This is a genomic window from Geminisphaera colitermitum TAV2 (assembly GCF_000171235.2).
Taxonomy (GTDB): Bacteria; Verrucomicrobiota; Verrucomicrobiia; order Opitutales; family Opitutaceae; genus Geminisphaera; species Geminisphaera colitermitum.
Genome location: NZ_ABEA03000179.1, coordinates 1 through 18,551, shown reverse-complemented (window position 1 = coordinate 18,551; position 18,551 = coordinate 1). Strand labels below are relative to the sequence as shown.

Here is an 18,551-nt window from a genome sequence, read left to right as displayed (position 1 = left end):
TCCACCCTCCGTAATCCTCTGGAAGATCCCTCCAAGGCGCACCAGTGCGTAAAATCCACAGAACCGCGTTGAGGAACTTGCGGTTGTCCTCCGCCACCCCTCCCCACGCTCCTTTCCTACCAGGTATCAAATGGCTACAGTTTAAATGAAAATGCTCTAGAGAATGTCAGCATGGCGAAAGATCAACACCGTCACGACATTTCGGACCGAGTTTGGAGCGTTCTGGAGCCGCTGCTACCTGGAAGGAAAGGAGCGTGGGGAGGGGTGGCGGAGGACAACCGCAAGTTCCTCAACGCGGTTCTGTGGATTTTACGCACTGGTGCGCCTTGGAGGGATCTTCCAGAGGATTACGGAGGGTGGAGCAACACGCACAGGCGTTTTTGTCGCTGGAGAGACAAGGGGCATTGGGAGCGCCTGTTGTCGGAACTGATGAACGAGCCCGATTTTGAGTGGCTGATGATTGATGCCAGTCATGTCAAAATCCATCCGCATGCGGCGGGAGCCAGAGGTGGAAACGAGGCGATCGGTCTGACAAAAGGGGGCGAAACACCAAACTACATTTGGCCGTGGATGCGCATGGTATGCCGGTGCGAGTCATTGTTACAGCGGGTTCCACGGCTGATTGCACACAGGCTGGCAGGTTGATTGAAGGCATTGCCGCAGACCATCTGATCGCCGACAAGGGATATGACACCAACGCCATCATCGAAATGGCGCAGGCCGCAGGCATCTGCCCGCAGATTCCTCCAAAGACCAATCGCATAGAACAACGCGAATATGACCCTTATCTTTATCGGATCAGGCATCTGGTAGAAAATGCATTCCTACGACTCAAGCAATGGCGCGGCATCGCAACCCGATACGCAAAACGAGCCTCCTCTTTCCTCGCTGCCGTCCAATTCAGGTGTGCCATCCTCTGGGCTTCAATCTCGTGACTACACGCTCTAGAGCATGTTCAAACAGTGGCTTGGCATCGCCACCCGCTACGCCAAGTGCCTCTCTTCCTTCTTGGCTGCCATTCACTTCCGCTGCGCTCTCCTCTGGGCTGCTGATGACACTACATAGTCGGTGCTGAGGAAGGGCGGTATTAAGCGAGTTTGAAGCATGGCGAGGTGCGCAAGGCGGGAAAAAGCGCGAGCAGAAGGCGGGAAAAAAAGGCCAAAAGAAAAGCCAGGAGCTTTCCGAAGTTCATCGCGGCGGCGCTGAGGATGGCATTGACCTTGTCTCCGATCAATCCGCGTAACTTGTTGCGCTCCATACGACGTTCATTCTTGAGATGTCCGATTGCCGGCTCAATGGCGGCACGGCGTTTCATCCAGCGCCAGACTCGTTTGGGGATTTTCCCTCGCCTGCGTTTGTCCACGATCACCTCCACCGGCCCCTCATAATTGTGCCCTCGATAACCCATGTCCACGTGCGCCGTTTTCGACCCCTGTTTTTCAATATAGAGCCGTTTTACCTGCTCCATTTGCGCTTCAAGCGTGTGCCCATCATACGGATTGTCTGGCATACATAACGCTCCCAACAGCCAACCTCCCTTGCTCGTCGATGCCACACTTACCTTCTGTCCAAATTCATATTTCTTTCCCGATTTCCCTTTCGATATGCATTCCACCTTTGGCTCATGCACACTATACACTTTGTTTTTGTCTGCTGTCTTTTGTTTGTAAATTTGCTTGCTCGTCTCCAGCAACCCTTGCAATGCCGCCACAGGCTTTTGTCTCTCTATCTCTCGTATCACACGGCCCAGATTCGTCCTCAGTTTCCTGACACATGCCTTCGCTCTCTTCATCTTTCGGCTATGCATATAGCGCCCGGCCATCATCAATAATCCCCTCCCTACCCGTTCATAACTCTGCTTCACTTTCAGCCCGGCTTTCCGCGCTTCCTTCACCAGCCTCTCCCTCGCCCGATCATACGATCTCGCATCGGTCGGATAATAACGTATCTCCTCGGTTTGCACCGTCGTGTCAACGTTGATATGCACCACCTGCACCGGCTTTAACCCCTTCATCCTCACCGCGCTCTCTATCGTCTGCTTGAGCATCTGTTCGGCTCCACTCTCCCCCAATCTCTTCCTCCACCTCGTCATGCTCGACGAGTCTATCGGCTTCTCATGCTCAAAATACTGCCTCCCCGATAAATATTGCCAATATGGATTCTCCACCCAATGCTCCAGCACCTCTTCGTCGCTCAGATCATATTGATACTTCAAATAGTGTAACGACACCATCAACCTTGTCCCCAACCCGGGCTGCCCCAACCTCTCATGATACGTCGGCCCCAAATGCTTGTCAAACTCGGCCCAGTTTATATTCCCGGCCAGCTTCACCATCGGATGGTTCATGTTCACCAACATTATTAACTCCATCTTGAACATTTCCCTCTGTCTCTCGTGCTTGTTTTCCTTTGGCTTCATCTTTTTCCCAGATTTTCTTTATAAATTGCCCTTTTCTGGGAAAATCTCACTCCAGTCTCAAGCGTTAAATTGCTCCTTGATAGGAAATTAAATGGTTCTTCAGCACCGACTACTTAGTGTTTTATTTAATCGATATAATTTTACACTGTTTAAATCCCATGATATTTTTGTCTTTTTTCACGTCAGCATAAAAACGAAACTCACCTGTGATAACGACTTCCTGCCCCTTTTTCACACCCGTCAACTTGAGATAATCAGAAACAGGAAATACGCATAATGCGTAATACTCGCCGCCTTCCTTGTCCGTTAACTCTATCGAGGGTAGCGCATAAATATCAGGGCCAATATAACACGCGATGCCTCTCACGGTCAGGAACTTTCCCCTATACTTCTTAATGGCCTCTTCCGGGTTGTTCTTAAAGACATCAGACAGGTCTTTTACGTTTATTATTTTCGGCCCTTGTGTCTCTTGCTCGTTTTCGATGGCAACATCCGCATCTCCATAAATATGCGTGTAAGATGCAATGGGACGATAAAAACCTCGGGTAAGCTTGATACTCGTCGTGCGAGCCAAGTCGTTTGTAAGTTCTTGGGCGTAGGTTGGATCGTTGTTTGCAGCGATAAACCCATCGTATGACTGCCAATTGCTCACATTGATAATTTGATATCTATTGTCGGGCAACAAGGATCTGTACAAAGTTGACCCGATGGCGGCAGGCATTTGCCCCATCACCTTCGAGCGCACTTTCCAATCCGAAACGAAGCGGGGAATGTCCGATTGGTCCATCTCCATCAGGTTGATGAAGACAAACGGCGATTCAGGGTTTTTTATATTCGGATCTTTTTTGGCCCGTTGCAAAGGCTCTTTCTTTTCCGCAGTAATCTGTTGCGTGTTTTCACGATAAACATGCACGGATGATGCGGTGGGACGATAGAAGCCCCGGGTGAGTTTGATACTCGGTGCCTGCCCGAGGTCTGCCGAAAGCTGTCGGGCGTAGGTGGGATTGTTGTTCGCAGCCACCCAAGCATCATAGGACTGCCATTGTCCAACGGTGATCAACTGATATTGGCTGTCGGCCAGCAAGGATTTGTACAAAGTCGCCGTTATATAGCCCGGCTGTTGTCCCATGATTTTCGAGCGTTCATTCCAATCCGCGACAAACCGGTCGATGTCCGCTTCCTTTATTTCCATCAGATTTATAAAGGTGAAGGGTTCTTCCGGATGTTTGATGTTCGGATTTTTTTGCACTTGGGCGCTTAATGGAAGCATACAAGCGGTAAACAATAGTGACATGAGTATTTTATTCATTTCTTCTTGATGTACAAGGGTTTCGATGGCGGCGAGGGGGGGGGGGGGGGGGAGGCTATTGCGCGGCGAATTTTTGCACGAAGGCCGGATAGCGGTCACCTTTGATCGCGCCGGGGCCGAAGATGCGGTCGAGTTCGGCAAGGTCGGCGGCGGTTAGCTGGACTTCGAGCGTCTTGAGGTTTTCCGGCAGGCGCGAACGGCGGCTCATGCCGACGATCGGAATAATATCATCGCCACGCGCGAGCAGCCACGCGACCGCGAGTTGCGCGGATGTGCAGTTTTTGCGGGCAGCCATTTCCTTGAGCGCGGCCACTGGCACGAGGTTGTGCTGGAGATTTTCCGCCTCAAGTCGGGGCGGCAACATGTGTGTGTCGCCAGTAGGATTGTTTGTCGAGAGCGTGCCCGTCAGCAGACCGTCGGCCAGCACGCGATAGGGAATCACGGAAACTCCAAGCTCGCGCGCCGTCGGCAAAATCTCGCGTTCGATGAAACGGCAGGCCAGCGAGTATTCGATTTCCAGCGCGGATACGGGATGGATTTTGTGCGCGCGGCGCAGGTTTTCGGCGCCGACTTCGGAGACGCCGAGGTAACGCACTTTGCCCTCCTTGATGAGGTCGGCGATGGCGCCAATGGTGTCCTCGTAAGGCACGGTCGGATCGATGCGGCAGGGTTGGTAAAGATCAATCACGTCCACGCCGAGACGTTGGAGCGAATAGGTTGCAAAGTTTTTGATCGAGTTGGGACGCCCGTCGATGCCGAGAAAGGCACCTGTCGGCGAAAACATCGCGCCGCACTTCACGCTGATGAAGGCTTGATCACGACGGCCTTTGAGGGCGCGCCCAACCAGGGTTTCGCTCCAACCCATGCCGTAAAAATCACCTGTATCCAGAAAGTTGATGCCGGCGTCGAGTGCGGCCTGAATTGTCCCGACGCTTTCATTTTCGTCCTTGGATTTCTGTATCGACATGCAGCCGAGGCCGAGCGCGGAAACGCGGGGACCGTTTTTGCCGAGTTGTTTGGTTGGGATTGGTGTATTCATGCGTGGTGTGGTTGTTGGAAAAGTTGGCGTTGGGGTGGGTTTGGATGGCAGAGCCAGTATGCGCGAAAGTTGCTATAAACACAAATATATTGATTTGACCGATTCATCATTTTTGGTGATTGAATCGGTCATCATGGAATTGCGTCATTTGAGGTATTTTCTGGCAGTTGCGGAGGAGGGACATTTTGGGCGCGCCGCCGCGCGGCTGCATATCGTGCAACCGGCGTTGAGCATGCAGATTCGTGCGCTGGAGGAGGAATTGGGCGGGCCTTTGTTTGTGCGCACGAGTCGGCGCGTGGAGTTGACCGAGGCGGGGGTGTTGTTGCGCGAGGAGGCGCGACGGACGCTCGACCAGGCCGAGCGAGCACGCATCACGGCGCGACGGGCGATTCGCGGCGAGATGGGTCGCGTGCAAATCGGGTTTGCGGGCAATGCAGTCATGAGCAGCAAACTGCTGGGCGATTTGCGCGCGTTTCGCAAAGCCTACCCCGACGCCGAATTGGTCGTGCGCGAGATGGGACCTCAGTTGCAGCCCGATGCCATTCTTGATGGGCAACTGGATATCGGCTACACGACGGACTACGGGCAGGTGCTTGACCCCGCGCTGAAGAGTGAAAAAGTGGATACATGGCGTTTGATGGTTGCGATGTCCGACGACCATCCGCTTGCACAAAAGAAGCGTATCACGGCGCAAATGCTCACGAATGAACCGCTCATCCTCTACACGGCATATGAGGGTGACGAGAGTTTGCTAAGCGTGTTGCGCCGGACGATTGGTTGCGAACCTCGCGTGACGAATCGCGCAGGAAGCACGCTTGGGGTGCTGGCGCTGGCGGCGTCCGGGCTGGGGCTGGCGCTGGTTCCAGGTCCGGTGACGCAATTAAACATCCCCGGTATTGTGTACAGACCGTGGTCTGCTACGGGCGCAGGCGCGTTTGCTGCCAATGTAAATCTGATGGTGATCAGTCGCGCCGAGGAAACTGGCGGCGCGGCACGGGCGTATCTGGCGATGGCCCGTCACAAACACCACGAAGCGAAAAAGTGATTTGCGGGCACAAGGGAGGCGAGCGGCGGGAGAAAGGAGGCGGGAGGCGCAACGCGTGCGTTGCGCGAACGACTCAAACGCTGAAACTCTCACCACAAGAACAACTGGCCTTGGCGTTGGGGTTGGTGAATTTGAAGCCGCCTCCGATCATCTTGTTGGAGTAATCAATGAGCGTTCCCTTGAGGTAGAGAGCTGTCTTGGCGTCCACGATCACGGGCACGCCCGCAGTGCGCACAAGGATGTCGCCCTTGCGCGGTTCGCCAGTGAAGCGGAGTTTGTAACTGAGGCCGTTGCAACCGCCGCCGCTGATGGCAACGCGCAGGTAAGCACCTTGTTTTTCGCGGGCAATAAGCGCGGCAACTTTCACGCCTGCCGACTCGGTGAGGCGCACAAGATGTTCGTTTCCCTCGCGCACGCCTTCGGGCAGCGAAGCGGAATCGACGGCGACAGCAATGACGGCGGGGGTGGCGGGAGGGACAGCAACGGTTGTGGAAGGCTCGGTCATGTTGGGTAAAACTAACACCCAGCCCTCGCGCATATCAAGCAGCGCGCCACAGTCACGGCGTTGGCAAAGCCGTAAATTTTCGCTACTTTCACAAGGGCTCGGTATCTTCTCGTAATATCGCAAGATAGCCGTCGTAAGCGAAGAAACGGTTTTTGCGTCCGCCCGTGAGTTCGCGGGCGATGCCCAGCGCGATCAGTTTTTCCAATGCGCTCAATGCCGTTGGGAAACTGATGTCCAGCTTTTGGGCTGCATCGGTTATCGTTGTTGTCAGCTGCTCCTGCAGCAGTCGATGCATGCGCTGCGTGGTGGCAACGGCGCGCCCGGCGGATTCAATTTTTTTTGCGTCCTCGTTGAAAAGTTGGAGCAGGCGCTTTGCGGTAGACGTGGCTTGTTCGGCGGTGCTCGCCACGCCGCCCAGAAAGAATGCCAACCAGTCCTCCCATTCGCCGTCCGTGCGCACGCGTTGCAACAACCGGTAGTATTCGTCGCGGTTTTGTTTGAGATGGAGACTCAGATAGAGAAGCGGCTGGCTGAGGATTTTTTCGTGGCAAAGCAACAGCGTGATAAGGAGCCGCCCGACTCGCCCGTTGCCGTCGAGAAACGGGTGGATGGTTTCGAATTGCACGTGCGCAAGCGCGGCTTTCACGAGCACTGGCGTGGGCACGGGTTCATCGTGGAGAAATTTTTCCAGCGTCCCGAGGGATTCCATCATTTGTTCAACTGGCGGCGGCACATAGGCGGCATTTCCGGGACGCGAACCGCCAATCCAGTTTTGCGAAGTGCGGAACTCTCCGGGTTGCTTTTGATGTCCACGTCCTTTGCTGAGCAAAACACCGTGAATCTCGCGCAGTAGTCGAAGTGAAAGCGGAAAGCCTTCGGCGAGTCGACGCAGCCCGTGCTCCATCGCGGCAACATAACACGAGACTTCGATGACGTCGTCGGACTGCACCCCGGAGCTCCCTTCGGCTTCGAATTTGATAATATCGTCGAAGGTGGATTGCGTGCCTTCGATTTGGGACGAAAGCAGTGCTTCCTTGCGCACATAGCTGTAGAGAAACAGGTGCGGGTTGGGTAAAAATTGCGTGAGGCTTTCGAGCTTTCCGAGCGCGAGGGCGGCATTTTGCAAAAGGTTTTGCAGGGCCGCATCCCATGCGATGGGCGGAACGGGTGGCAGCGGATTGGGGATGAACGTTCGCCACGTTTCGCCAGCCACGGCTTGTGTGTTGAAAACGCCTGTTGTGCCTCGATTCATCATAAACAGTGCTAGCGTGCTTGTGAGGCAATGGCCATATTAAAGCTTTGGTGCATTTTCTTTAATCCAATGTCGGCCAATTAAAGAGAGCTTTAATGAAAATAACTCAGCGCAGCACCACAAAAACAGCTAGGGGCAATCGCGTGCCATAAAGCTGGCAGTGGCAGGGGAGCTTGTTGCCAAGGTGGCGGTCCCTGACGCGGTGGCGCTGATGCCGTCGATTTCCTTTTTGAGGAGTAGCATCATCGTTCCGCCGACGCTGAAGCAGAGGAGTTCGGTCACGGTTAGCGACCAGATGATTCCTGTTATGCCAAAAAAATGATTGCCGAGGCATATCACGGGGATGAACAGGCCGCCGCGCAGGATTGAGATTGTCGTGGCCTGCATTGCTTTGCCTGTCGCTTGAAATATCGCGGTGAACAGGCCCGTGTATCCAGAAAACAATGCCGACACGAGCATCGCCATCATGATGCGCGAGCAGGTCGCGAGCACGTTTGCGTCTTCGCTGAAGAGGCCGGCCACGGTGCCGCGAAACACGAAGCACACGCCGCAAAACACCACCGTGATGACGCCGATGTAGAGCGAGGTTTTTTGTATGGCTCCGATGAATCGCGGCATGTTTTTGGCGGCGTAGTTAAAGGCGAGCAGAGGCACGACGCCCATGAAGAGACCCATCGCAAAAAACTCGGCGAGCTGCGTCACGCGGAAGGCGATGCCGAAGCTGGCCACCACGCTTTCGCCGTAGGATGCGGAGTAGTTGTTCAACACGATGGCAGTCGCGGTGAGCAGCGACGCCATGAGCAATTCGGAAACGCCGATTTTGAATGTGTTGACGGCGGTGGTTTTGGTGAAGGTGAAGAGTGTCAGGCTGCCGCGCAGGGTCGGGCTTTTGCGTTGCAGGTAGCGGACAAAATATCCGAGCGCGATGACGTTTGATAAAACCGTGGCGATGGCGGCGCCGGCGACGTCGAGGTGGAAGACAAAAATCAGGAGCGGGTCGAGCGCGATGTTCAACGCCGCGCTCATGGCTATGCCAATCATGGAGACCTTGGCCGCGCCTTCGGCCCGCACCACTTGTTCGAGCGCGAAAGTGGCAATCATGAACGGCGCGCCGATGAAGAGCACTGTCGCGAAATCGGATGTCGGGCCGTGTGTGTTCGCGTCGGCTCCGAGGAGGTTGATGAGGGGTGCGCGGAAGAGCATCGCGAGCGCGCCAATGAGCAGGCCGAGCGCAAGGCTGCCGTAGAACGCAAACGAGGCCGTTGCTTTGGCGGCATCGCGTTTGTTTTCGCCGAGGAGGCGCGAGATTTCCGTGCCGCCGCCAACACCGAAGAGGCTGCCGATTGCCATGAGCACGGTCATGACCGGAAGGCAGAGCGTAACGCCAGAGAGCATCGAGGTGTTGTCGAGTTGCCCGATGAAAAATGCGTCGGTGAGATTGTAGATGACCGTTGCCGCCATGCCGAGCATGAGCGGCACGGCGAGATGCGGGATGGCCTTCGAGAGCGGCGCTTTTTCGAGATAGAAAATATCACCGTCGTCGGATGCCGCAGGCATGGCGGACGTTGCCGTGGGCGTGGGCGTGGGCGTGTTGACGAGCGTTTCGTGTTGTTCGCTTTGCATGGGCGTGCTGATGAGAATTTATGCGCGCGGTGTGCTGAGGACGCCGTTGATCATAAGGTCCATTGTCCAACGGACACGTTCGCGCGGCGCGCCTTCCATGAGCTTTGCGCCCAAGGCGTGTATGTTCGGATAAGTTTCCGCGGGTATTTCTTCGATTGCCTGTTTCATCAAGCCGATGGGACTCGCCTGACGGCGGCGCGCATCCTGCTCGGCAGCGATGGCAGTGAACTGCAACAACAGCGTATCCACGGCCCAAACCGCGCGGTCATCGTCAATGTTACCTTCGCGCAAAAGCCGAAGAATGGCTTCAAGTATGCGCAGCGTGTTCGGTCCGGCAGACACCGTTGTCAACGCGAGCTGTCCCAACCCCGGCAACGACATGAGCACTTTCAAATAGGACAGCAGGAGGGCCGAAAGCCGTTCGCGCCAATCGCCCTTTGTGCTGCTCGGAATAACAACCTTGCCGAGCGCACGGTCGAGCATGAGCCGAAGCAGCGAATCGAGATTATCAACATAGACGTAGAGCGAAGCCGGTCCGGTATCGAGAGCGGCGGCGACTTTTCGCAAACTGAGCCCGTCGAGTCCCTCGCGCATCATGAGATCAAGCGAGGCGGCAAGGATGGCATCGACACTGAGCGGCGCTTTTGCAGGACGAGCACGACGGGAGAGGATTTTGGGCGTTTTGGTTTTCATGAGGAGAATGGAGTTTTTGGTGCGTGATAGAAACGTGGGCGCAAATGCGAGAGGATGCGTGAATGCGAAAGTGAGCGTGAATGCGTAAAAAAGTAGATGCGCCGATGACTGCTGGAGTGGACCGAGGAAGACGCAGAGAACACAAGCGAACACCGTTCGTCAAGAACAGTGTTTATTACGAACAACGTTCGCCAAGCGTGACGTATTTGCCGAGATTGCGGCGATTTTTGCGTCACCAAAAACCGGTTAGGCGCACAAGGTTTTCGTTGCCCTCGCGCGTATCAAGCGGCGCGCCACAGTCACGGCGTTGGCAAAGCTGCGAATCGACGCCTTTCCCTGCCCCGCAATTCCAAAAGCGGTGCCGTGGTCAGGACTCGTGCGGACGTGTGCGAGGCCAAGCGTGATGTTCACGGATTCGTCGAAGTCGATGACCTTGAGCGGTGCCAATCCCTGATCGTGATAAAGCGCGACAACGACATCGAACTCGCCGCGCAACTGGCGTCCGAAAAGTGTATCGCCCGGCTCACTACGCGAGAGTCCGTGGAACTGCGCGCGCAAGGTGTCCAGAATCGGGTCAATGACATCGCGTTCCTCGTTGCCGAGCAGCCCCTCCTCGCCTGCGTGCGGATTGAGCCCGCACACGCCGATGCGCGGATGTTCGCGCTCGCAACCGTAAACGCGCGCCAGCTCATCGGCGGCGCGGATGGAACGAGTGAAATTTGCCAGCGTAAGCTCCGCCGCCACTGCGCGCAGCGGGATGTGCCAGGTGTGCAACACCACGCGAAGGCGCCCACCCGCAAACGCCATGACCGGCTCGCCGCTCCTCCCGCTCCCGCCGCTCCTCCCGCCACTCCCGCCGCTCCCGCGGTCCCCCCCCCCCCCCTGCCCTATTGTCGATGCGCTGCGCCAGCGATCTGCGAAAAACTCCGTTTGCCCCGGATATTTGTAACCCACGCGCGCCAGCCACGCCTTGCTGATCGGCCCCGTGACAACACCGGAAAATTCCCCATTCAAGCACCCCGCTGCCGCCCGCTCCATCGCGTCCCAAGCGATTACGGCTCCGGCCTCCGTTGGCTGACCGGGCGTGACGACAAAATCATTCCCGCCAACAACGATCTTTGCAATCGACGCTGGCAGCGAGTCGAGCCAGCGCCGTGGCCCGATGACGGCAACATCCCGATATTCGTCCGGATGTTGCGCCAGCCACGCCGCAATGATCTCCGGTCCCACGCCAGCGGGATCGCCACACGTGAAAGCAAGCGGCGCACGAGCACCCGGCGTTGATTGCGAATGCGGTTGTGATTGCGAAAAAGGAGTGGAGGCAGACATGCGATATTTTTGGGGAAATGCTTAACCCTGACTATTGATTCATCCCCAAAACGATTGCTGGTCATGTTCCCCCACGCGGCAATCCCCAATCCTCCCTCCCGCCGCTACCATTCTCCCCCCCCCCCGACTGCTACCGCTCGCCTCATTATCGGCAGCACATGTTCGCAGTTACCATTTGACCCATTGCCAGCGGCGGTTAACCAGCCCCTTTCCACCACACCAAGCACCACGCCACCGAGTGAACCGGGTCTATATCAAAACCTACGGATGCCAGATGAATGAACGCGACAGCAACGCTGTTGCGGCGATGCTCCGCGCCCGCGGCTACCGCATCGTCAACACCGAGGACGACTGCGACATCATGCTCCTCAACACCTGCTCCGTGCGCGACGCCGCCGAACAAAAAGCCCTCGGCAAAGCCAGCTACATGAGCCAGCGCAAAAAGCGCAACCCCGACTTCGTTCTCGGCATCCTCGGTTGCATGGCGCAAAACCGCGGCGCCGAAATCTTGGAAAAACTCCCCGACGTCGATCTCATCATCGGCACGCAGAAATTTCACCAAGTCCCCGGCTACCTCGAAAACCTCCGCGCCGCCCGCGACGCCGGCCTCCCCGTCGGCGAAACCATCATCGACATTGCCGAGGAACCCGGCTCGCAAAACACCATCCGCGACCACTATTTTCCTCCCGCCCCTCCCGCGTCTTCTGCCATTTCCGCCGCCTCCGACAACCAGCCCCCTCCCCCCGCCCCCCCCCGCGCCCCAAGTCACTGCCTACGTTTCCATCCAACAAGGCTGCAACATGGACTGCGCCTTCTGCATCGTCCCCAAGACCCGCGGCGACGAACGCTCCCGTCCCATGGACGACATCGTTGCCGAATGCCGCGCCCTCGCCGACCGCGGCATCCGCGAAATCACCCTGCTCGGCCAAATCGTCACCAGCTACGGACGACGCGATTACGTGCACACCGGAGGCATCACCCCCTTCGTGCAACTCATCGAAAAAGTCCACGCGATCGAAGGCATTGACCGCATCCGTTTCACCTCTCCCCACCCCCGCGGCTTCAAACAAGACCTCGTGGACGCCTACGCCCGCCTCCCCAAACTCTGCGAATACGTCCACCTCCCCATGCAAAGCGGCAGCGACCGCATCCTGCGCGCCATGCACCGCCCGTATTCGCGCGACCGATACAGGCAAATCGTGCAATCCCTCCGCGCCGCCCGACCCGACATGTATTTCTCGACCGACATCATTGTCGGTTTCCCCGGCGAAACCGACGCCGAATTTGAAGACACCCGCACCCTCTTTGAAGAGTGCAACTACGACATGGCCTACATCTTCAAGTATTCCGTCCGCACCGGCACCCCTGCCGCTGTCATGGGCGACCAAATACCCGAGGACGTCAAAGAACACCGCAACCAAGTCCTCCTCGAAATCCTCCGTCGCAACTCCGAACGCCGCAACGCCGCCCTCCTTGGCACCATTGAAGAAGTCCTGGTCGAAGGCCCTGACAAAACCGGCCAACGCTACACAGGCCGCACCCGAGGCAACCGCGTGACGATCTTCGACGCCAGCCCCCGCCTCATTGGCCAACTCGTGCCCCTCCGCATCCAACGCGCTTCGATCAGCACCCTCTACGGCGAACTGGAACTGACCGGCATGGATCAACAACCACAACAAACCTTCGACAACACCAGCCCTCATCATTCAACCATTACACTATGAGTCTTCTCCTCGCCACGCTCCTGCCCGGCCTCGCGCTTCTCGCCCTCGGCGGACTGTTCTTAACCAACAACTCGCTCTTCACGGCCAGCCTGCGCCGCCTCCCGCGATCGCGCCGCGCGGCAGCAGTCTTTTTTTGCCTCGGCGCCGCCTGGTTCCTCTGGAACGTGTGGCATCTCTCGCCCGCCGACTTCGGCGAATACCGCAAACCCCTCACCTTCGCCTTCGCCATCATCGCCGTGCTCTCATGGCTGTATGTGCCCGAGTTTCTCGCCGTGCGCGGACTCTCCATCCTCGTGCTGCTCGCCGCCAGCCCGCTCCTTCACGCCGCCTACCAAGAATACGAACACCCGGCGCGCCTCTTCATGGTAACCCTCGTCTTTGCCGGCATCCTGCTCGCCCTCTGGCTCGGCGCCCAACCCTACAAATTGCGCGATTTCATCGAATGGCTCTACCGCACGCCCGGTCGCTCCCGCGCACTCGGCGCCGCCTGCATCGGCTACGGCGCACTCCTCTCTATTATCGCCTTCACCTACTAGTTGAATTCGAAATTCGGAATTCACCCATGTCCGCCCCCCTGCTCCTCGTCCTTGCCGGCCCCGCCGGCTCCGGAAAAACCACCCTCTGCGACCGCATTGTGTCCGAAGTCCCCGGCTTCGAACGCATCGTCACCGCCACCACCCGCGAACCCCGGCCCGGCGAAATCAACGGCGTTCACTATCACTTTCTCACCCCGGCGCAGTTTGATGCCAAAGTCGCCGAGAACGCCTTCCTCGAATGGGCTTGGGTGCACAAAAAAAACCGCTACGGCACCCTCGCCACCTCCGTCCACGATCCCCTCGCCGCCGGACGCAGCCTCGTGCTCAACATCGACGTGCAAGGCGTGGACAACTTTCGCCGCGCCGCCGCCGCCGATCCCCTGCTGGCGCGCTGCATGACCACCGTTTTCATCACCGTCCCCATTGCGGAACTCCGCCAGCGACTCGCACTCCGCGGCGAATCTTCCGCTGAAATCGACCGACGCATGCAAACCGCCGAAGCCGAACTACGCGAAGCCCAAAAATTCGACCACATCATCGAAAGCCGTTCCCGCGAAGAAGACTTCGCCGCCCTCCGATCTATAATTGGGAACCCCTGAAAACGTCGATTTACCAAAATTACACAGAGCACACAGAGAAGGCACAGAGTTTGGGGAGGTCACAAGGACGCCTCACCCTCCCACGATTACGACAAATTTAATCTTAAAATCATGGGTCCCGAAAACAATTTGAATAAAGGGCGTCGTTGTGACCTCCCCAAACTCTGTGTTCACTCACTGCCCTCTGTGTAACTTTTCTCCCTCTCTCCCTCCCCCCCCCCCGATCACCACCCATGAGCCTCTACATCGGCATTGATTCCGGCACACAGTCCACCAAGGCCATCGTCCTTGACCTCGCCGCCCGCAAAGTCATCGCGGAAGCGCGCGCCCCGCACCAAATGATCCCCGGCCTCCCCGTTGGCCACATGGAGCAACACCCGCAAGACTGGACCGCCGCCCTCGACACCGTCATCGCCGCCGTCGTTGCCAAAATCGGCCCCGCCCGGGCCAAACGCGTGCGAGGCATCGGCGTCTCCGGCCAGCAACACGGCTTCGTCCCCCTCGACGCCCAAGGCGACGTCATTCGCCCCGCCAAACTCTGGTGCGACACCTCCACGGCCCGCGAATGCGACCTGCTCACTAAAAAATTCGGTTCCCCCCGCGCCGTCATTCGCAAAGCCGGCCTCCCCTTCCTCCCCGGCTACACCGCCCCCAAAATTCTCTGGCTCAAACGCCACGAACCCCGCCACTACAAACGCCTCCGCCACATCCTCCTCCCGCACGACTACCTCAATTACCACCTCACCGGCCACTACTTCATGGAACACGGCGACGCCTCCGGCACCGCCCTCATGAACATCCGCACCCGCCAGTGGTCGCGCGACGCCATCCACGCCATCGACAAAAACCTCCTCGATTGGCTCCCCCCCCTCAGCGACTCCAGTGCCATCGTTGGCACCCTCCGCCCTGCCCTAGCCAAACACCTCGGCCTCTCTCCCGACACCATCGTCTCAGCTGGCGGCGGCGACAACATGATGGGCGCCATCGGCACAGGCAACGTCACCCCCGGCGTTGTCACTGCGAGCTTCGGCACCAGCGGAACCATCTACGCCTGCGCCCCCAAACCCGTCATCGACCCCGAAGGCGAAATCGCCGCCTTCTGTTCCTCCAGCGGCGCCTGGCTCCCCCTCCTCTGCACAATGAACGTGACCACCGTCACCGAACAAGTGCGCGCCCTCTTTGGTTACGACCACGCCGCCCTCGACGCCGCCATTGCCGACGCCCCCGCCGGAGCGGGCGGACTCCTCCTGCTCCCCTATCTGGCCGGCGAACGCACGCCCAACGTTCCCGCCGGATCGGGCACCTTCCTCGGCCTGAACAACAAAACCTTTAACGCCCCCCACCTCGCCCGCGCCTCGATGGAAGGCGTTACGATGGGCATGAATTACGGCCTGCTCCGTCTCGCCAAACTCGGCGTAAAAGCGAAGGAAATCCGAGTAACAGGCGGCGGCGGCAAATCCCCCATCTGGCGCCAGATCATGGCCGACATCTTTGGCGTTCCCGTCGTTGGCATGGTCGAAGACGAAGGCGCAGCACTCGGCGGCGCGCTGCAAGCCGCGTGGGCGCTGGATTTGCGCGAAGGTCGCAACAAAACCACGCTTGCCGAACTCACCGGCGCGGTGGTGGCCGTGAACGAGGCCACCCGTTGCGAACCCAACGCCCAAAACCTCGGACGCTATCGCAAGCTGCAAAACCTGCACCACCAACTCAGCCTCACGCTCCGCGATGTTTTCGAGGCACAACGCCAGTTGGCCTGAGCAGGCAGGACGAAGCGCACGACCTCCTTCCAGAAAAATAACTGATGTTACGCGGAGCGTCGTGGCGCGGGCGTCTCGTCCGCAACTTTACGGCCCAAAGCGAAAACATCACCCTCGCAAAGTCCCCAGCGTCTTTCCCTCTCGCCACGCCCCCGGCAATAGATGCACCCGCCGGTCCGGCGGCATCCCCCGCTCATTGTTGCGTATTCGCCCAACCAATACATCCACTGCAAACCGTGCCAGTTCCCCCACCGGCTCGTAAATCCCCGAAAAATGCATGTAAGGCGGCTCGTGCTCCGGCACCATCAGCAACGCCACGCCCACCTCCTCCGGAAACCTCAGCCCCAACTTCCGCATCACCGGCACGCACCCCAGCCGCCACGCCATCGTCATGATCGCATCCGGCTTCCAACGCCGCCACCACGCCTCGAACCTCGCCGCCGCCTTCTCCTGATCCTCCTCGATCAACAACACCGGCAACCGCACCAACCCCGCGTCCGCCCCCCTGGCCTGCCGCCCCAAAAACGACGACGTCCACACCCCAGCCACCCGCTCGCTAAAACCCTCCGACAACACCAGTCCGATCCGCCGAAACCCGCGCTCCCGCACCGCATCATAACACGTTTCCATCGTCTGGAAATGATCCACCGACACCCGATCCACCGGCGGCCAGTCCACGCTTCGCCCCAGCATCACCGCCGCCACCTCATCGATCTTCAAACCGATCCTCACGTGCGGCTGCGAACGCGGCCCGAACACCACACCCGCAATCCCGCGCGCCCGGAAAATCTGCTCGTAACGCGCCACTGAAAACCCCGGCTCATTTTCCCAAAAATATTCCATTCCATACCCCAGTTCCTCTGCCCGCGCCCGCGCAGCCCGAAACAACAACGGCTCATAACCGATCTCTCCCGGAGCCATTGCGCCAAACCACGCCAGCGACTGCCCCCGCGTGATCGGACGCTGCGTGCGCCGATACGCATTCAAACTCGAAAGCACCGGATCAGGCCGGTACCCCAACCGTTCCGCCTCCCGCAAAATCCGCTCGCGCAACTCCCCCGACAAACGCCCTCCCTTTGACAACGCCCGCGACACCGTTGCCTGATTAACCCCCAACTTCTCCGCCAACTCCCGCTGCGTGATCCGTTGCCCGCCATTACCCTGAGTAGTCACTGATTCCATACCCCAGAGCGCATCACTGCGCATCAGTATGCTCAACAAAGAAATCGCGCCATTCATCCACATCGACATCCTCCATCCTACCATGAAGAAACTCCAAACTCTCAACTCACTCCTCCTCGTCGGCATGCTGGCTCTTGCCGCCGCCACTCAAGCCTCCGGCCAAGCCGTCACCCTTGCCGAATTCGACATGGGAGGCACCACCACCACCGCCATCCTTTCGCCCTCTAAACAGGGCGCCTCCGTCACCGTCACCAACCTTGCCGCCAACAAAGTCACCTTTGGCAACGTCAACAGCCCCAATCCACTCCGCCTCGCTGCAGCACCCACCGTAGGACACGGCGATGCAGCCCCCTCCGCTGCCGCCGCCATCACCGAGGACACCTATTTCTCCTTCACCATCACCCCCCAAGCCGGCCAGCAAATCACCCTCTCTCAAATCACCCTGCGCGCAGGCGTCGGCAACGACACCACAACCCGCTCCTTCTTTATCTTCTCCAGCGTTGAAGGCACCGCCGCAGACAAAACCCTCCTGACTGGCTCCACCACCACCGGCCTGAAAAAATGGGACACAGGCGGACTCACCGACTACACCCACTCCTTCAGTGGCTCCCAATACAAAGACATCACCACACCCATCACCTTCTACATTTACGTCCAGGCAAAGGACGCCACCCAGACCCTCATCTTTGATGACATCCGCGTCACTGGCACTGTCACCTCTGCCGCCCCCATTCCCGAACCCTCCACCCTTGCCCTCCTTGCTGGCCTTGCCACCCTCGCCGCCGCACTTGTCATCCGCCACACCCACCGCTAACGTATTCAAACGTTGCCCATTCCCCATGAAAACAACCCAACGCGCCCAAGCCTTCACGCTCATCGAACTGCTCACCGTGATTGCCATCATTGGCATCCTTGCCTCGGTCCTGATCCCCACGGTTGGTGCCGTGCGCCAGTCCGCTCGCAACACCACCTGTCTGAGCAATCAACGCCAGATCGCCCTCGCCATCAACCTCGCCGCCGCCGACAACCGCGACATTTACCCACCAGCAACCGATAACGGCACACTCTGGCCCTCCTCTCTGCGCAACTACTTCGGCGGCAAATCCGACAACACAAATAATAATTCCCTCAACTCAACCCTCGTTGTTTGTCCCTCCCGCCTGCTCATTCCAACCGCCCCCACCGAGATCAACCGTTCCACTTATTCCCTCAACCCTGTCATCATGGTTGATCCCATTAACGAACCCTCCCGTCCCACCAAGATCAACGTATCCAAAATCACAAGACCCTCCGAAATCGTCCTCATTGCCGACGGTGTCCAACAAGACCACGGAGGAGCTGCGGCTCGTTTTTATAAAATCGGTGGCGATGGCTGGAAAACCGCCAACGTAAGCAATGCCGATACGATCATCGACGATGGCCCCGACATGGATGGCTCTGGAAACGCCGGCAGTCTCCGCTTCCGCCATAAAGGCAAAGTCAACGTCGCCTACATTGACGGCCACGCTGCCACCCTTGCCAAAGGCACCCTCCGCTGGC

General features: G+C 58.1%; 18 protein-coding genes and 1 pseudogene. 9 read left to right on the top strand and 10 right to left on the bottom strand.

The features are described from left to right. The coding region (locus tag OBACDRAFT_RS27040) for a transposase (RefSeq protein WP_157837230.1) at positions 1–130 on the bottom strand (130 nt) is incomplete at its 3' end. A gap of 41 nt (positions 131–171) precedes the next feature. On the opposite strand from OBACDRAFT_RS27040, the gene OBACDRAFT_RS27035 reads away from it, so the two are divergent. Beyond that, positions 172–935, top strand: a protein-coding gene (locus OBACDRAFT_RS27035) for an IS5 family transposase (RefSeq protein WP_088179262.1) whose coding sequence is annotated in 2 segments (ribosomal slippage) — positions 172–544 and positions 544–935 — 765 coding nt in all. Because the reading frame shifts where the segments join, the coding sequence is not laid out codon by codon here. A 152-nt stretch (positions 936–1,087) separates the two neighbouring features. On the opposite strand, the gene OBACDRAFT_RS20750 is transcribed toward OBACDRAFT_RS27035, so the two are convergent. From OBACDRAFT_RS20750 to OBACDRAFT_RS20740, 3 genes are all read right to left on the bottom strand, one after another. Further along, complete coding sequence (locus OBACDRAFT_RS20750) at positions 1,088–2,419, bottom strand: IS5-like element ISOpb2 family transposase (protein WP_043588721.1); 1,332 nt, start codon at positions 2,417–2,419, stop codon at positions 1,088–1,090. A 121-nt stretch (positions 2,420–2,540) separates the two neighbouring features. Then, positions 2,541–3,728 (bottom strand): OB-fold protein, encoded by a 1,188-nt coding sequence (locus OBACDRAFT_RS25885; RefSeq protein WP_052362326.1) that lies wholly within the window; start codon positions 3,726–3,728, stop codon positions 2,541–2,543. A gap of 55 nt (positions 3,729–3,783) precedes the next feature. Then, positions 3,784–4,767: an aldo/keto reductase gene (locus tag OBACDRAFT_RS20740; protein WP_043588826.1), complete on the bottom strand. Its 984-nt coding sequence runs from the start codon at positions 4,765–4,767 to the stop codon at positions 3,784–3,786. Positions 4,768–4,900: 133 nt separating this feature from the next. Between OBACDRAFT_RS20740 and OBACDRAFT_RS20735 the strand changes: the two genes are divergently transcribed. Next, on the top strand, positions 4,901–5,812 hold the full coding sequence (locus OBACDRAFT_RS20735; RefSeq protein ID WP_043588830.1) for a LysR substrate-binding domain-containing protein: 912 nt from the start codon (positions 4,901–4,903) through the stop codon (positions 5,810–5,812). Positions 5,813–5,885: 73 nt separating this feature from the next. On the opposite strand, the gene OBACDRAFT_RS20730 is transcribed toward OBACDRAFT_RS20735, so the two are convergent. From OBACDRAFT_RS20730 to OBACDRAFT_RS20710, 5 genes are all read right to left on the bottom strand, one after another. Next, the gene (locus OBACDRAFT_RS20730) at positions 5,886–6,317 is read right to left on the bottom strand and encodes a HesB/IscA family protein (protein WP_043588825.1); all 432 of its coding nucleotides are present in this window, start codon (positions 6,315–6,317) and stop codon (positions 5,886–5,888) included. A gap of 88 nt (positions 6,318–6,405) precedes the next feature. Next, entirely contained in the window at positions 6,406–7,569 is a 1,164-nt protein-coding gene (locus tag OBACDRAFT_RS20725) for a Fic family protein (protein ID WP_043588824.1), read from the bottom strand. 129 nt (positions 7,570–7,698) lie between these two features. Then, complete coding sequence (locus OBACDRAFT_RS20720) at positions 7,699–9,192, bottom strand: MATE family efflux transporter (protein ID WP_052362325.1); 1,494 nt, start codon at positions 9,190–9,192, stop codon at positions 7,699–7,701. 18 nt (positions 9,193–9,210) lie between these two features. Next, the gene (locus OBACDRAFT_RS20715) at positions 9,211–9,885 is read right to left on the bottom strand and encodes a TetR/AcrR family transcriptional regulator (RefSeq protein WP_043588828.1); all 675 of its coding nucleotides are present in this window, start codon (positions 9,883–9,885) and stop codon (positions 9,211–9,213) included. A gap of 246 nt (positions 9,886–10,131) precedes the next feature. Further along, positions 10,132–11,214 (bottom strand): PdxA family dehydrogenase, encoded by a 1,083-nt coding sequence (locus OBACDRAFT_RS20710; protein ID WP_043588823.1) that lies wholly within the window; start codon positions 11,212–11,214, stop codon positions 10,132–10,134. Positions 11,215–11,488: 274 nt separating this feature from the next. On the opposite strand from OBACDRAFT_RS20710, the pseudogene OBACDRAFT_RS31310 reads away from it, so the two are divergent. From OBACDRAFT_RS31310 to xylB, 5 genes and pseudogenes are all read left to right on the top strand, one after another. Beyond that, positions 11,489–11,698 (top strand): annotated as a pseudogene (locus tag OBACDRAFT_RS31310) (tRNA (N6-isopentenyl adenosine(37)-C2)-methylthiotransferase MiaB); the annotation flags it as partial. A gap of 316 nt (positions 11,699–12,014) precedes the next feature. Further along, a complete protein-coding gene (locus OBACDRAFT_RS31305) occupies positions 12,015–12,938 on the top strand; it encodes a MiaB/RimO family radical SAM methylthiotransferase (RefSeq protein ID WP_232767485.1) in 924 nt (307 codons plus the stop codon). Next, positions 12,935–13,474, top strand: a complete 540-nt coding sequence (locus tag OBACDRAFT_RS20700; RefSeq protein WP_043588822.1) for a hypothetical protein — start codon at positions 12,935–12,937, stop codon at positions 13,472–13,474. The genes OBACDRAFT_RS31305 and OBACDRAFT_RS20700 overlap by 4 nt, the downstream gene beginning before the upstream one ends. Positions 13,475–13,500: 26 nt before the next feature. Beyond that, complete coding sequence (locus tag OBACDRAFT_RS20695) at positions 13,501–14,073, top strand: guanylate kinase (protein ID WP_043588821.1); 573 nt, start codon at positions 13,501–13,503, stop codon at positions 14,071–14,073. Between the two features lie 233 nt (positions 14,074–14,306). Further along, positions 14,307–15,830 carry a xylulokinase gene (xylB, locus tag OBACDRAFT_RS20690; RefSeq protein ID WP_043588820.1) on the top strand — a complete coding sequence of 508 codons (1,524 nt, stop codon included), beginning with the start codon at positions 14,307–14,309 and terminating at the stop codon, positions 15,828–15,830. Between the two features lie 108 nt (positions 15,831–15,938). Here the strand turns inward: xylB and OBACDRAFT_RS20685 are convergent, their stop codons facing one another. Next, positions 15,939–17,081: a LacI family DNA-binding transcriptional regulator gene (locus OBACDRAFT_RS20685; protein ID WP_232767483.1), complete on the bottom strand. Its 1,143-nt coding sequence runs from the start codon at positions 17,079–17,081 to the stop codon at positions 15,939–15,941. A 13-nt stretch (positions 17,082–17,094) separates the two neighbouring features. On the opposite strand from OBACDRAFT_RS20685, the gene OBACDRAFT_RS20680 reads away from it, so the two are divergent. Together OBACDRAFT_RS20680 and OBACDRAFT_RS20675 are read left to right on the top strand one after the other, a co-directional pair. Beyond that, positions 17,095–17,826, top strand: a complete 732-nt coding sequence (locus OBACDRAFT_RS20680) for a PEP-CTERM sorting domain-containing protein (RefSeq protein ID WP_157837229.1) — start codon at positions 17,095–17,097, stop codon at positions 17,824–17,826. Between the two features lie 25 nt (positions 17,827–17,851). Further along, positions 17,852–18,551, top strand: a 700-nt coding sequence (locus OBACDRAFT_RS20675; RefSeq protein ID WP_043588818.1) for a prepilin-type N-terminal cleavage/methylation domain-containing protein, incomplete at its 3' end; no start/stop codon positions are given.